Annotated in this window: 12 protein-coding genes; 6 read left to right on the top strand and 6 right to left on the bottom strand. The window is 72.7% G+C overall.

The genetic code is table 11. The features are described from left to right. Nucleotides 1-22 precede the first annotated feature (22 nt). Nucleotides 23-1,513 (top strand): alpha,alpha-trehalose-phosphate synthase (UDP-forming), encoded by a 1,491-nt coding sequence (locus PSH03_RS25340; RefSeq protein ID WP_238690605.1) that lies wholly within the window; start codon nt 23-25, stop codon nt 1,511-1,513. Nucleotides 1,514-1,532: 19 nt separating this feature from the next. Here the strand turns inward: PSH03_RS25340 and PSH03_RS25335 are convergent, their stop codons facing one another. From PSH03_RS25335 to PSH03_RS25310, 6 genes are all read right to left on the bottom strand, one after another. Next, entirely contained in the window at nt 1,533-2,327 is a 795-nt protein-coding gene (locus tag PSH03_RS25335) for an alpha/beta hydrolase (RefSeq protein ID WP_238690695.1), read from the bottom strand. 79 nt (nt 2,328-2,406) lie between these two features. After that, entirely contained in the window at nt 2,407-3,813 is a 1,407-nt protein-coding gene (locus tag PSH03_RS25330) for a flavin-containing monooxygenase (RefSeq protein WP_210785072.1), read from the bottom strand. Between the two features lie 117 nt (nt 3,814-3,930). Further along, nucleotides 3,931-4,623 carry an endonuclease/exonuclease/phosphatase family protein gene (locus tag PSH03_RS25325; protein ID WP_112582793.1) on the bottom strand — a complete coding sequence of 231 codons (693 nt, stop codon included), beginning with the start codon at nt 4,621-4,623 and terminating at the stop codon, nt 3,931-3,933. Nucleotides 4,624-4,634: 11 nt separating this feature from the next. Continuing rightward, complete coding sequence (locus tag PSH03_RS25320) at nt 4,635-5,582, bottom strand: ROK family glucokinase (RefSeq protein WP_210785073.1); 948 nt, start codon at nt 5,580-5,582, stop codon at nt 4,635-4,637. Nucleotides 5,583-5,658: 76 nt separating this feature from the next. Then, on the bottom strand, nt 5,659-6,363 hold the full coding sequence (locus PSH03_RS25315; protein WP_210785074.1) for a hypothetical protein: 705 nt from the start codon (nt 6,361-6,363) through the stop codon (nt 5,659-5,661). Between the two features lie 31 nt (nt 6,364-6,394). Next, the gene (locus tag PSH03_RS25310; RefSeq protein ID WP_210785075.1) at nt 6,395-6,850 is read right to left on the bottom strand and encodes an SRPBCC family protein; all 456 of its coding nucleotides are present in this window, start codon (nt 6,848-6,850) and stop codon (nt 6,395-6,397) included. A 118-nt stretch (nt 6,851-6,968) separates the two neighbouring features. Between PSH03_RS25310 and PSH03_RS25305 the strand changes: the two genes are divergently transcribed. From PSH03_RS25305 to PSH03_RS25285, 5 genes are all read left to right on the top strand, one after another. Further along, nucleotides 6,969-8,783, top strand: a complete 1,815-nt coding sequence (locus PSH03_RS25305) for an AMP-dependent synthetase/ligase (RefSeq protein ID WP_238690604.1) — start codon at nt 6,969-6,971, stop codon at nt 8,781-8,783. A 14-nt stretch (nt 8,784-8,797) separates the two neighbouring features. Continuing rightward, nucleotides 8,798-10,489, top strand: a complete 1,692-nt coding sequence (locus PSH03_RS25300; RefSeq protein WP_210785077.1) for a sensor histidine kinase — start codon at nt 8,798-8,800, stop codon at nt 10,487-10,489. 7 nt (nt 10,490-10,496) lie between these two features. Then, nucleotides 10,497-11,165 carry a response regulator transcription factor gene (locus tag PSH03_RS25295; RefSeq protein ID WP_030337723.1) on the top strand — a complete coding sequence of 223 codons (669 nt, stop codon included), beginning with the start codon at nt 10,497-10,499 and terminating at the stop codon, nt 11,163-11,165. A 142-nt stretch (nt 11,166-11,307) separates the two neighbouring features. After that, complete coding sequence (locus tag PSH03_RS25290; protein WP_238690694.1) at nt 11,308-12,117, top strand: SAM-dependent methyltransferase; 810 nt, start codon at nt 11,308-11,310, stop codon at nt 12,115-12,117. A 79-nt stretch (nt 12,118-12,196) separates the two neighbouring features. Further along, nucleotides 12,197-13,855, top strand: a complete 1,659-nt coding sequence (locus tag PSH03_RS25285; protein WP_238690693.1) for a putative bifunctional diguanylate cyclase/phosphodiesterase — start codon at nt 12,197-12,199, stop codon at nt 13,853-13,855. The last annotated feature ends 77 nt before the right edge of the window (nt 13,856-13,932 follow it).

Raw genomic sequence — 13,932 nt, 5'->3', positions numbered from 1 at the left:
TCTGCTGATCGGAATGCCCGAGATGCGACAGAGTTCTCTCGTGGTGGTGGCCAACCGCCTCCCCATCGACGACAATCAGGCCCCCGATGGAGCCTGCGAGTGGCGGCGCAGCCCCGGCGGGTTGGTCAGCGCCCTGCTCCCGCTCCTGCGGCACACCCCGGCGACCTGGGTCGGCTGGGCCGGTGGCACCGGGCCGGCCCCCGCCCTGCCGGACGTGGACGGCGTGCGGATGCACACCGTCGCGCTCAGCCCGGAAGACCTGCGCGACCACTACGAGGGGTTCGCCAACGCCACCCTCTGGCCGCTCTACCACGACTCCGTGGAGCAGCCGCAACACCACCGTCGGTGGTGGGAGGCGTACCAGCGGGTCAACCAGCGCTTCGCCGAGGCGACCGCGGAGGTGGCCGAGCCGGGCGGGGTGGTCTGGGTGCAGGATTACCACCTTCAACTGGTCCCCGGGCTGCTGCGCGCGCTCCGCCCGGACCTGCGCATCGGGTTCTTCCTGCACGTGCCGTTCCCGCCGCCGGAGCTGTTCATGCAACTGCCCCGCCGGGCCGAACTGCTGCGCGGCATGCTCGGCGCCGACCTGGTCGGCTTCCAGCGGGTGCAGGCGGCGCACAACTTCGCCCAGTTGGTGACCCGGGTGCTGGAGCTGCCGGCCACCGACCGGCGAATCGGCATCGACGACCGGGTCGTCCGCATCGGCGCGTTCCCGGTCTCCATCGACACCGCCGAGATGGCCGCGCTCGCCGACCGCCCGGACGTGGCCGCCCGGGCCCACCGGCTCCGTCAGGACCTCGGCGATCCCCGGCAGGTCGTCCTCAGCGTGGACCGGATGGATTACACCAAGGGCATCGAGCAGCGCCTCAAGGCGTACAGCGAGTTGCTCGCCAGCGGCGACGTCAAGGTCCGCGACACGGTGCTGGTGCAGGTCGCCATGCCGAGCCGGGAACGCGTCGGCCAGTACCAGATCCTGCGCGAGCGCATCGAACGCGAAGTCGGCCGGATCAACGGCGAGTTCGGCCGGGTCGGTGAGCCGGCGATCCACTACCTCACCCAGCCCTTCGACCGGGCCGAGCTGGCCGCGCTCTACCGAGTCGCCGACGTGATGGCGGTGACCCCGTTGCGCGACGGAATGAACCTGGTCGCCAAGGAGTACGTGGCCGCGCGGGTCGACGACACTGGCGCGCTGCTGCTCAGCGAGTTCGCCGGCACCGCCGCCGAGCTGTCCCAGGCGTACCTGGTCAACCCGCACGACCTGGAAGGGCTCAAGCAGGGCCTGCGCGCCGCGCTGCGGGCCGACCCGGCCGACACCACCCAGCGGATGCGAGCCATGCGCGCTCACCTGCACAAGCACGACATCCGGGCCTGGGCCCGCTCCTATCTGCGCGCCCTGGACGAGGGCGGCGGCCTGATCAGTCGCCTGACCAGCACCGACACCGGCTCCGACGCTCGGGTGCCCCAACCGGCCACCCCGGCCGGCAGCCCGGCCGTCCACCAGGCCGGCGGCTGACCGCCGACGGCCCGGCTGCTCAGTGCGCCACCGGCTCCTTCTCCAGCCAGTCCAGGATCGCGTCGATCGGCTCCTCCCACCGCGCGTCCAGCATCAGGTCGTGGCCCATTCCGGGAAAGAGCAGCGGGGCGGACCCGTACCGGCGGGCCACCCGGGTCAGCGTCGACGCCGGCACCACCCGGTCGTCCGGGCTGCCCAGCACCAACACCGGGGGCGCGCCCACGGCCGGCTCGGCCTCCGGCTCACCCAGCAGCGCCCACTGCGCCCGTCGACCCGCCCGACCGAGGCGGCCGACATACCGCCGGGCCTCCTCGTCGGGCAACTCGCGGCTGAACAGCTGTCCCCGGTTGAGCCGCAACGGCCCGCCGAACACCGCCGGCAACGTGCCCGCGGGGTTGCGGCGCAGGGCCGCGCCCAGCACTCCCCAGCCGCCGAAGACCGGCGCCACCAGCACCGCGCCCCGCGCCGGGTAGCGGGCCAACGCGTGCGCCACCACCAGGGCGCCGGCGCCGTGCCCCACCAGCACCGCCTGCCGCGGCAGGCTCGCGGCCACCTGGACCACGTCGTGGGCGTACGCCCGCAGCGTCGCCTCCGGCGCCGGCTCGCTGCCACCGTGCCCGCGCAGGCTCACCGCGTACGCCGGGAACCCCCGCGACGCCGCGTGCCCCAACCAGTGCTCGGCGAACGCCCACGCGCCGTGCCCGAACCCGGGTACGAACAGCAGTGGCGGACGCCCCTCCTCCAGCTCGGGGACCGCGCTGAGCACCTCCCGGCGGGCCGGCCGGACCGGCCGGGACCACTCCCGACCCCGCATGATCCGCAGCTCACTACTCGCGCTCACCGTGCCAGCCTTTCGTTCGCGACTGCGGGGCTCGCAAGCTCACTCCTCGCGCTCACTTGCCCTCCAGCTCGACCAGGGCGCGTTGGATGGCGCGCAGGTAGTCGGCGTGCCCGACCTCGAACCAGTGCCGGCTGCTGTCCTTGACCGGCCCGGAGTACCGCTCCCCCGCCCGGTCCCGCACCCGCTGCGCGAACGCCGTGGCCCGTTCCGGCCGGTCCCGACGGGCCTGAAGCAGCCGGGCGAAGAGCACCGTCTGCCAGTGCGACAGGGTGAACAGCCCGGAGTCCGGTTGCAGCAGGCCGGCGACGGCCAGGGTCGGATGCCCGGGGGTGAACGCGTTGAGCCACAGCGTGGGCCGGCCCGCGCCCGCGCTGTCACCGAACACCGACGCGTCGAGGAACTCGAAGCGCGGCAGGTAACCGGTGGCGAAGACGACCACCTCGGGGTCGATCTCGCGGCCGTCGGCCAACTCCACGGCGTACGGGTGGAACCGGGCGACGTCCGGCACCGGGCCGATCCCGCCGTGGCCCACGTAGTACACGAGCTGGCTGTTCGCGATCGGGTGCGTCTCGTACACCCGGTGGTCGGGCTTGGGCAGGCCGAAGCGGGTCAGGTCGCCGACGGTCAGCCGCAGCGTCCAGTGGTAGAGCCACTGCCGCACCCGCAGCGGCACCCGCAGCGCCAACAGGCTGTCGTTGACCTGGTCGGCGGGGCGACCGAGCACGTACTTCGGCGCGTACCAGTAGCCCCGGCGGGTGGAGTGCCAGCAACGCGACGCCTGCTGGGCGGCCTCGACGGCGATGTCGCAGCCGGTGTTGCCGGCGCCGACCACCAGCACCCGCTTGCCGCGCAGCTGCGCCGGGTCCTTGTAGGACGAGGCGTGCATGATCTCGCCACGGAACTGTTCGAGGCCCTCGTAGCGGGGCAGCTTCGGCGACCAGTTGTGGCCGTTGGCGATCACCACGGCGGCGTACCGGGCGGTGCGCTCGGGGCCGTACCCGCCGGTGGAGCGGGTGGTCACGTCCCACCGGTCACCCTCGACGGGCTGGACCCGGATCACCTCGGTGCCGAACCAGATGTGCGAGCGCAGGTCGAAATGGTCGGCGTAACGCTCGAAGTAGGACAGCAGCTGACCGTGGTGCGGGTAGTCCGGCCAGGAGTCCGGCATGGGGAAGTCCGGGAACTGGGTGAACGGCTTCGACGAGATCAGGTGGGTGCTGGCGTACACCGGGCTGCGGTCGTGCCGCCAGTTCCAGGCGCCGCCGACGCCCGTCTCCCGCTCGTAGCAGTCCACGCCGAACCCGTGCTCACGCAGGTTCTTGATGGCCGTCAGGCCGCTGGCACCGGCCCCGATGACGCAGACGGTGTCGCCCCGGTCGGAGACCGGGCGGCCGTCGCTGTTCGCCGCGGGCGAGGTCGCCTCCGGGTCGGGCCGGCCGTGGTCGGTGGAGGTGGACACCGGGGACATCTCCTTTTGGTACGGCAGGCGTGCCGGTCGCCGCGAAATCCTCTCCACAACCGGGCCGGATGTCCAGTCCTGAGCCGGATGCGCCGACGGTCGAGCCGGCGTCGGGGGTCAGTCGGTGGCGGGTAGCAGCAGGTCGACCAGGACCGGGAAGTGGTCGCTGGCCCGGCGGGTCTGCGGGGTGTCCACCACGTCGTAGTCGACAACTGTGATCCGCGGGTCGACGAAGAGCGCGTCGATGCGTCGGCGGGGGTCGGCGCAGGAGTAGGTGAGCCGCTCGGCCCGGTCGGCAGCCACCGCCGCGTCGGTCAACCCGCGCGACACGGTGGCCCAGGCGGGCCCGTCCGGCCCCTCGTTGAGGTCCGCCCCGGCCAGCACGGGGCTGGTCGCCGCGTCCAGGCCACGCTTGAACTCGGTGGCCTGGGAGGGTCGCTCGGCCGGGTCGGTGGACAGGTGCGAGCCGGCGAGGGTGAACCGGGCGTCACCGACCCGGCAGTCGGCGTACGCGGCGCCGCGCAGGTGCCGGCCGGGGGTCAGCGGAAAGCGCTGACAGCGGGTGCCCAGCACCTGGACCCGCAGGCTGGTCAGGAGCAGGTTGCCCAGGGCGGGCAGCCCACCGGCGGCCACCACCAGACCGAACGACTCGGCCAACGTGGCGGACTTCTGTCGCCACCGGAACCGGCGCGGCCCCTCCTGCACGATCACCACGTCCGGCGTCGCGGCCCGGACCACCGCAGCCAGCGCGGCGGTGTCGTCGCGCTGGCTGTGGATGTTGTACGACACCACGCGCAGCGGCACGCCCATCCCGGACCGCCTCAGATCCGGCGGGCCAGGTCAGCGGCGCCGATCACCCCGGCGCTGTTGCCCAGCTGCGCCGGGAGCACCTCGGCCACCGGCAGGCGACCACGCTGGGCGAGCGCGTCGAGGTACGAGCGGCGGGTGGGACCGAGCAGCAGGTCACCGGCGTCGATCACCCCGCCGCCGACCACCAGGGTCTGCGGGTCGAGGATCTGCGCCATGTCGGCGAGGCTGGTGCCCAGCCACCGGCCGATCTGGGCGAACGCCTCGGCGGAGACCGGGTCGCCGCCCTGCGCGGCGGCGGTCACCATCGGGCCGGTGATCGCCTCGGCCTCACCGCCGGCCAGCTTCAGCAGGGCGGTGGCCCGGTTGGGCTCCTGCCGGGCGCCGGCCCGCGCGAACCGCACCAGGGCGCTGCCGCTGGCGTACTGCTCGATGCAGCCCAGCCGGCCGCAGCCGCACTGGTGTCCGTCCGGGACGGCCAGCATGTGGCCCAGCTCCGCGGCGATGCCGTGCGCGCCGCGCATCAGGTCGCCACCGAGGACGATGCCGCCACCCACACCGGTGCCGATGGTGAACATGATCATCGAGTCGTCGGCGTCGCGGGCCGCGCCGTAACGGAACTCGGCCCATGCGGCGACGTTCCCGTCGTTCTCCACGATCACGGGCAGCCCGACGGCCTCGCTGACGTACTCACGCAGCGGTTCGTCACGCCAGGCCAGGTTGGGAGCGAAGAGCACCGTCGAACGGCTGGCGTCGATCCAACCGGCCGCGCCGATGCCGACGGCCTCGATGGTCCGCCCGGCAGCCAGCTCGCCGACCAACTCGATGATGACGTCGCGGGTCTTGGCCACGTCATCGGCGGGAGTGTCCCGTCGGGTCTGCACGAGGACCGTGCCGGTGTCGTCCACGACACCGCCGGCCACCTTCGTGCCACCGACGTCGACTCCGATGGTCAGCGTCACCGCTACCGCCCCCCTCTGCTGTGCTGTCCGGCCCAGGTTCCGGCCCAGTGCCGGTCCGGGTCGGAAGGTCCCGCGCTCAGGCGCCGTCGCCCGATGCTTCCGCGTCGGCGTCATCGGGCACCCGCGAGGCGGGCACCACGGGACGGGTGGTCGGTGCCGGTACGGTCGCCGTCCCGGCCTCGTCGACGGGTGGTACGGCGGCCGGGGCGAGTGGGTCCGCCGTCCGGGTGGCGACCGACCAGACATCCCGCTCCGGCGCCGGCTGAGAATCATGCCCGGTACGGGTGGCATCGCGCCACACGTGGTCGTCGACGGTCGCTGTGGGCGGGGTGCCCGGGGGTGGCTCGGGGAACACGTCGTCGGTGCTCGCGGCGGGTGCCGGCGAGGGCGGGGCGGTCGGTTCGGCGGCCGGCTCGGCGGGGCTCGGCGTGGACGGTTCCGCCGGGGAGAACGCGCGGAGCAGGCTGGCGACGCCCGCGGCGAGGTCACCGGCGCCGGTCGCGAGCCGTTCGGCGAATTCCGGACTCGGGTCCCGCAACGCGGCGATGCCCCGACAGACCGGACAGACGCAGCATTCGGCCGAACCGGTGGCGAAAGCACCACCGGCGCCGGAGCGGGCGTCCGGGCCCGCGCTGTGACCGAGGACACCGGACAGCATCCCGCCCAACGAGCCGAACGCGCCGCCCGCCGAGCCGGCGGAGGCCAGTCGCGCCCCCGCCAACAGGGTGGCGACCAGCCGCTCCGCCTCTTCCCGGGCCGAACCCGGATCCGTTCCGCCCACCGTCGGCTCCTCTACCGTGCCACCGGACACGTCACTGCGCCGCACCGGTTGCTTCTACCCGGCGCTTGAGCTGCTTCAACGCGGTATCCATGATCATCTTCTCGGCTTTGCGCCGAAACATCCCGAGCATGCCGACCGACAGGTCGACCTCCAGCGTGTAGGTCACCGTCGTGCTGCCGTCCGGGTTACCCACCAGGTCGTAGGAACCACGCTGGGCCTTCTGCATCTTCGAGGGGGCGACCAGGTGCCACTCGATCCGGGACAGGTCCTCGGCGTACTCGTAGGCGAGCACGTACTCGTCGGCCATCACCCCGGCGTCGATGGTGAAACGCACCTGACTGGCGTAGCCGTCCTCGTACTCCTCGACGACCTCGGCACGACGCACCGCGTCGGTCCACTCCGGGTAGCGCGCGAAGTCGCAGATGACCGCCGTCACCCGGTCCGGTGCGGCGCCGATGATGATCGACTGGGTGGAGGAGTCCGCCATGGGGGGAGGCTACCCGCCTCCTGGTTGTCTCACCCCGACCGCCCGCCGGGTAGGTTTCGACACATGCCGACGCCACGGCGGCGGTCGGTCCAGCCAGTGCGAGCACGAAGGAGTGCAGGTGCGCGAGTTCTCCGTCCCGCCGATCGTCACCGTTGGCGACGCGGCCAACCTCACCGATCCGGTCTGGGACAACGCCGAAGTCGCGCCCGACACCGTCCAGTTCGCCCGCCCCACCCCGCGCACCGACGGCACCGTCACCGAGTGGACCGAGGTGACCTGCCTCCAGTTCCGCGACGAGGTGGCCGCCGTGGCCCGCGGGCTGATCGCCGCCGGCATCGAGCCCGGTGTCCGGGTCGGGCTGATGAGCCGCACCCGCTACGAGTGGACGCTGCTCGACTACGCGATCTGGGCCGTCGGCGCGGTGACAGTGCCGATCTACGAGACGTCCAGCGCCGAGCAGGCCGCGTGGATCCTCGAGGACTCCAACGCGGTCGCCGTCGTGGTGGAGAGCGAGGCGCACGCCGCCCTGATCGCCGGTGTCCGGCACCGGCTGCCCGAGCTGGGCCAGGTCTGGCAGATCGACAGCGGCGGGGTGGACGAGCTGGTCACCACCGGCGCCACTGTCGAGCTGGCCGAGGTCGAGCGGCGACGCAAGGCCGTCCGCGCCGGCGACCTGGCCACGATCATCTACACCAGCGGCACCACCGGCCGACCCAAGGGCTGCGTGCTCACCCACCGCAACATGTACGCCGACATCGCCAACGCGGTGCCGGTGCTGCCGAACCTGTTCAACGCCGGCGCGAGCACCCTGCTCTTCCTCCCGCTGGCGCACGCCTTCGCCCGACTCATCCAGATCGGCGTCGTGCAGGCGCGAGCCACCATGGCGCACTGCGCCGACACCAGGAACCTGGTCGCCGAGCTACAGGCGTTCCGGCCGACCTTCGTGCTCTCCGTACCCCGGGTGTTCGAGAAGGTCTACAACGCCGCCAAGCAGAAGGCCGAGGCGGACGGCAAGGGCGGCATCTTCGCCCGCGCCGAGCAGGTCGCCATCGCGTACAGCGAGGCGCTCGAGACCCCGGGCGGCCCGGGCCTGGCGCTGCGCGCCCAGCACGTGGTCTTCGACCGGCTGGTCTACCGCAAGCTACGCGCCGCGCTCGGCGGACGGTGCCGGGACGCGATCTCCGGCGGCGCGCCACTCGGCGCCCGGCTCGGCCACTTCTTCCGGGGCATCGGCGTGACGGTCCTGGAGGGCTACGGCCTGACCGAGACCTCGCCCGCCGCCGCCGCGAACCTGCCCAGCGGCACCCGGATGGGCAGCGTCGGCCGTCCGCTGCCCGGCGTGACAGTGCGGATCGAGGACGACGGCGAGATCCTGATCTCCGGCGAGCTGGTCTTCCAGGGTTACTGGCGCAACGAGACCGCGACGGCCGAGACGATCAGCGCCGACGGCTGGTTCCGCACCGGCGACCTGGGCCAGCTCGACTCCGACGGCTACCTGAGCATCACCGGCCGCAAGAAGGAGCTGATCGTCACCGCCGGCGGCAAGAACGTCGCCCCGGCGGTGCTCGAGGACCTGGTCCGGGCGCACCCGTTGATCAGCCAGTGTGTCGTGGTCGGCGACCGGAAGCCGTTCATCGCGGCACTGGTCACGGTCGACGAGGAGGCGCTGCCGACCTGGCTGGAGAACGCCGGGATGCCCCTCGACACCCCCGTCGAGCAGCTGCGCGAGCACGAGGGTCTCCACAAGGAGATCCAGGCCGCGGTCGACGCCGCGAACCAGGCCGTGTCGAAGGCCGAGGCGATCAAGGTGTTCCGGGTCCTGCCCCGCGACTTCACCGAGGCGACCGGCGAGCTGACCCCGTCGCTCAAGGTCAAGCGCCAGGTTGTCCACAAGACGTACGCGGCGGAGATCGCCGATATCTACCGAGGCTGACTACCATCCGTCACGTGCCCGCATCCACAGCCACCGTCCCGCACCCGCATCCCCTCGCCGCGGCCGCCCGCGTGGTGATGCTGGCGCTGATCGCCATCCTGACGCTGTTCGCCACCCGCGACGTGACCCAGCTGTGGTGGATCGCGCTGCTGGCGGTGGCCGGGCTGCCGTCGCTGCTGGCACCTCAGCACCGGCTGGTCGGCCCGCTGAGCCGGGTGGCCGAGGTGGTGGTGCTGGGGCTGGCCGCGAGCCACGTCGCCGCTGTGGCGTCCATCGGCGGCACTGTCGACGGCCTGGGCGCCTCGGCGGTGCTGCCCTACCTGGCGGTCCCGGTGACCGTCACCGCGCTGCGCCGCCGCTTCCCGGAGGGCGCCGCGCTGCTCGTGGTCACCGCCGCCACCCTGCTGCTCAGCGGCGCGCTGACCCGGGTCGACGGTACCCTCCAGCTCGGCCAGCTGGGTTACCTCGCGGTCTGCGCGCAGTGGCTGATCCTGGCGGCGCTGGGGCTCTACGCCGCCGGCACGCTGCACCGGGTGATGGCGGTCCGCGGTGAGGGCAAACCGCAGCCGTACGCCGAGGCCACCCGGCTGCTGACCCAACTGCGGACAGTGGCCCGGCAGCTGCCCGGGGCGACCCTGGACCCGGGCGGCATCTCCGAGCACCTGCTGGAGGAGCTGCGGACGGTGGCCCGCGCGGACCGGGGCGCGGTGCTCTCGGCCAGCGGCGGAGGTCGCCTCGTGGTGCTCGCCCAGGCCGGCGTCGACCGGGTGGACTGGGAGACGACGCTGGACGCGGACTCGGCGATCGCCGACGCCTGGGCCACCCAGCAGGCCACCACGGCCGCCCGGTCGCAGTCCCGCTCGCACCGCGGCGGCGACGTGTCCGCGCTGATCATTCCGCTGGTCGCTGGGGTGCGCACGGTGGGGCTGGTGGTGCTGGAGGCCGACGCCGCGCACGCGTACCCGCCGCCGGTGGTGTCCCGGGTGACAGCGCTGACCCGCCCGGCCGCGCTGCGGCTGGAGGCGGCGCTGCTCTTCGACGAGGTGCGCTCGCTGGCCACCAACGAGGAGCGGCAGCGACTGGCCCGGGAGATCCACGACGGGGTGGCCCAGGAGCTGGTGATGGTCGGCTACGGCATCGACAACGCCCTGGCCACCGTCTTCGACGACGCCGACGAGACCGCCGAGGCCCTCCGTACGCTGCGCGGCGAGGTGACCCGGGTGATCCAGGAGCTGCGGCTGAGCCTCTTCGAGCTGCGCAGCGAGGTGGACCGGCAGGGTGGGTTGGCCGCGGCGATCGCCGAGTACGCGCGCACCGTGGGCGCGTCCGGCGGGCTGCGGGTGCACCTCTCGCTGGACGAGTCCACCGCCCGGCTGCCGGCCGCCACCGAAGCCGAGTTGCTGCGCATCGCGCAGGAGGCGGTGACCAACGCGCGCAAGCACGCCGGGGCGTCGAATTTGTGGGTCACGTGTGAGGTCGACCCCCCGTATGCGCAAATAGAAGTGTCGGATGACGGTCAGGGGATGGCTGACCAGCGCCCGGACGGGCGGTACGGTCTTGCGATCATGGCCGAGAGGGCGGAACGTATCCGGGGCCGGTTGGAGATCAGGCCGCGGCAACCCAGCGGCACGACCGTGGCGGTGGTTCTCGGCACCTCGGCCCGGCGCGATAACGTGCGCGGCAGCGCAGCACCAGAAGGGGAGTAACCCGAGGATGACCACAAGTCCGATACCGGCCACCCGTACCAAGGTCCTCCTTGTCGACGATCATGATCTGATTCGCAAGGGTTTGCGGCACGCCTTCGAGCGCGACCGCCAGTTCGAGGTCGTCGGTGAGGCGGCCACGGCGGCGGAGGGGGTACGCCAGGCCGGCGCCTTGCAGCCGGACGTGGTGATCATGGATCTGCGGCTGCCCGACGGCAGCGGCCTGGAGGCCACCCGCGCACTGCGTAAGTCCAGCGCGTCGATGGGCATCGTGGTGCTGACCATGTACGCCGGCGACGACCAGCTCTTCGGCGCCCTGGAGGCCGGCGCGAGCGCCTTCGTGCCGAAGACCGCCCCGGCCGACGAGGTGGTGGCCGCCGCACGGCACGCCGCCTCCTCCCCCAGCGCGTTCACAGCGGCCGACCTGGCCGAGGCGATGAAGCGCCGGCTCGCCCCGTCCGGTCCGCAGTTGTCTCCCCGGGAGGGGCAGGTGCTGCGGCTGCTCGCGGACGGGATGAGCGTGGCGGGCATCGCCAAGCAGCTGTTCGTCAGCGAGTCCACGGCGAAGACGCACATCTCGAAGCTCTACGAGAAGCTCGGCGCGGCCAATCGGGCTCAGGCCCTGATGACCGCACTCCGGCTCGGCCTGCTCGAGGCACCGGACGCGCCGAAGTTCTGACCTGTCTTCCGCTCGTCGAGCGGGACGACGCGACCGACGTCGGCAGGCAACCTTCGGCGCGCTATGGTCTGGCGTGCGTGGCGGGTGCACAATACCCGCGCGGGCGACGATGCTCGCATCGCGGATTCGAGGGGTGAAACGCATGCAGCGGCCGGACTGGGCACCCGACACCATCGACATCGAGCGCCCGAGCGTCGCGCGGATGTACGACTACTACCTCGGCGGCTCACACAACTTCGCCGCCGACCGGGCCGCGGCGCAGGCGATGGTCGCCGCGGTGCCCGAGGCGCCGTTGATGGCCCAGGCCAACCGGGCGTTCCTGCGCCGGGCCGTGCACCACCTCGCCGACGCCGGGATCCGGCAGTTCCTGGACATCGGTTCGGGGATCCCGACCGTCGGCAACGTGCACGAGATCGCCCAGCAGCTCGACCCGCGGTCGCGAGTGGTCTATGTGGACGTCGACCCGGTGGCGGTGGCGCACAGCCGCGAGATCCTCGCCGGCAACGAGCAGGCCGCGGTCGTGCAGGAGGACCTGCGCAACCCGGAGGCGATCCTGGCCCATCCGGACGTCCGCAAGCTGCTCGACCTGAGCCAACCGGTGGCCGTGATGGTAGTGGCCGTCCTGCACTTCGTCTCCGACGACGACCGGCCGGCGGAGCTGCTGCGGACGCTGCGGGACGCGTTGGCGCCCGGCAGCTACCTGGTGCTGTCGCAGGCCAGCGACGACGGGCGCAGCGAGGACGAACGCGCCGAGGCGGAGCGGGTCTACCGGCGCACCGACAATCCGCTGTGGATACGCAGCCGCGCCGAGCTGACCGCGCTCTTCGACGGTTTCGAGCTGCTCGACCCCGGCGTGGTCTGGGTGCCCGAGTGGCGACCGGACACTCCGGAGAGCGCGGAGGACGCCGAGCGCGCGGTCTTCATGGGCGGCGTCGGGCGCCTCGGTGACTGAGTCGCCCGGGGCGAACCCCTACCCGGGGACGTTCGCCCGGGCCTGGGCGAAGGCGGTCTCCGGCACCAGCTACCTACCGATGACCCAGGCCCAGTTGGAGTCCCTGCTGGACCGGCTCACCGGGCAACTGGCCGGGGCGTTGCTCACCGAGCCGTTCGACCTGCGTGCCGGGCACCGGGTCGGCGCCGAGCTCGTCGCCGCGCACATCGCCTCCGCCGAGGGGCTGGGTCGTACCGTCGAGGTCATCCAGCTCCGCCTGGTGCGCGACCTGGGCCTGGTGGCCGAGGAGGTCGAGGACCGGATGGCCCGGCTGCTGGCGGCCGTGGCGACCGGCTACGCCCGCGCGCTGCGCGACCGGACGCTCGACGAGCAGGAGTCGATCCGCCGCGCCGCCATGCGGGCCCGCACCCAGGCCGAGCAGGCGCTGCGGGCCAGCGAGGCCCGGTTCCGGCATCAGGCCACCCACGACCCGCTCACCGGCCTGCCCAACCGGACACTGTTCACCGAGCGGCTCGCCGCGGCGCTCAACGAGCCGAGCCGGGGCGCGCAGCGGGTCGGGGTGTGCTTCCTGGACCTGGACCGCTTCAAGGTGGTCAACGACACGCTGGGGCACCAGATCGGTGACCTGCTGCTGGCCACTGTGGCCGAACGGCTGCGCAAGGCCATGGGTGAGCACCTGGTGGCCCGGCTCGGCGGCGACGAGTTCGTCATCCTGGTGGAATGCACCGCCGGCACCGACGACATGGTGGCGGTCGCCGAGACCGCGCTCGCCGCGGTACGCACACCGGCGCTGGTCGACGGGCACGAGCTGCAGATCTCGGCGAGCATCGGCATCGTCGAGCGCCAGGTCGCCGGGGCCAACCCGACGGACCTGATGCGGGCCGCCGACAGCACCCTGCACTGGGCGAAGTCCGCCGGTGGGGCGCGCTGGGCGCTCTACGACGCCGAGCGCAACCAACGTGAACTGGCCCGCTACGCGCTCTCCGCGGCCATCCCGGCCGCGTTGGAGCGGGGCGAGTTCTACCTCGACTACCAGCCGCTGACCTCACTGCGCGACGGCAGCCTGGTCGGCGTGGAGGCACTGGTCCGCTGGCGGCACCCCGAGTTGGGGGTGCTCCGCCCGGACAGCTTCATCGGATTGGCCGAGGAGACCGGCCTGATCATCCAGCTGGGCGGTTGGGTGTTGGCCGAGGCGTGCCGCGAGGCCGAGGCGTGGTCGGCCGGGGGTGCCGCCGCGCCCTTCGTCAGCGTCAACCTGGCGGTACGGCAGGTGCACCGGCCCGGGTTGGTGCAGGAGGTCCGCGCGCTGCTGCGGCAGACCGGCCTGCCACCGGAGCGGCTCCAACTGGAGATCACCGAGAGCACGATGATGAGCACCGCGGAGGAGCCGGTCCGCGCCCTGCGGGTCCTCGCCGACCTCGGGGTACGCATCGCCATCGACGACTTCGGCACCGGCTACAGCAATCTGGCGTACCTGCGGGACCTGCCGGTGACCGAACTGAAGGTGGCTGGGGAATTCGTGGCCGGCCTGCGCTCGCCCTCCGTCGGCCGCACCGACGAGCGGATCCTCGCCTCCCTGGTTTCGCTGGCGCACGCACTGGACCTGACCGTCACCGCCGAAGGGGTGGAGACCGCCGGGCAGGCCGAGCGGCTACGCGCGATCGGCTGCGACGCAGCCCAGGGCTGGCACTTCGGCCGCCCGGCCCCCGCCGATCGCATCCTGGCCCGCATCCGCTGAACCTCCCCGGCCCGACCACCCACCCCGACGGACGTCCACCGACACTGGAAGTAGACAGCGTCTACGGCGGCTGATAG

Origin of the sequence: Micromonospora salmantinae (genome assembly GCF_022230905.1) — a bacterium.
Taxonomy (GTDB): Bacteria; Actinomycetota; Actinomycetes; order Mycobacteriales; family Micromonosporaceae; genus Micromonospora; species Micromonospora salmantinae.
This window is presented reverse-complemented; position numbering and strand designations above follow the sequence as displayed.

Coding starts and splice junctions, on each gene's coding strand:
- PSH03_RS25340 (WP_238690605.1), top strand. CDS start 23: ATGCGACAGAGTTCTCTCGTGGTGGTGGCCAACCGCCTCCCCATCGAC.
- PSH03_RS25335 (WP_238690695.1), bottom strand. CDS start 2,327: ATGCGGGGTCGGGAGTGGTCCCGGCCGGTCCGGCCGGCCCGCCGGGAG.
- PSH03_RS25325 (WP_112582793.1), bottom strand. CDS start 4,623: ATGGGCGTGCCGCTGCGCGTGGTGTCGTACAACATCCACAGCCAGCGC.
- PSH03_RS25310 (WP_210785075.1), bottom strand. CDS start 6,850: ATGGCGGACTCCTCCACCCAGTCGATCATCATCGGCGCCGCACCGGAC.
- PSH03_RS25295 (WP_030337723.1), top strand. CDS start 10,497: ATGACCACAAGTCCGATACCGGCCACCCGTACCAAGGTCCTCCTTGTC.
- PSH03_RS25290 (WP_238690694.1), top strand. CDS start 11,308: ATGCAGCGGCCGGACTGGGCACCCGACACCATCGACATCGAGCGCCCG.
- PSH03_RS25285 (WP_238690693.1), top strand. CDS start 12,197: ATGACCCAGGCCCAGTTGGAGTCCCTGCTGGACCGGCTCACCGGGCAA.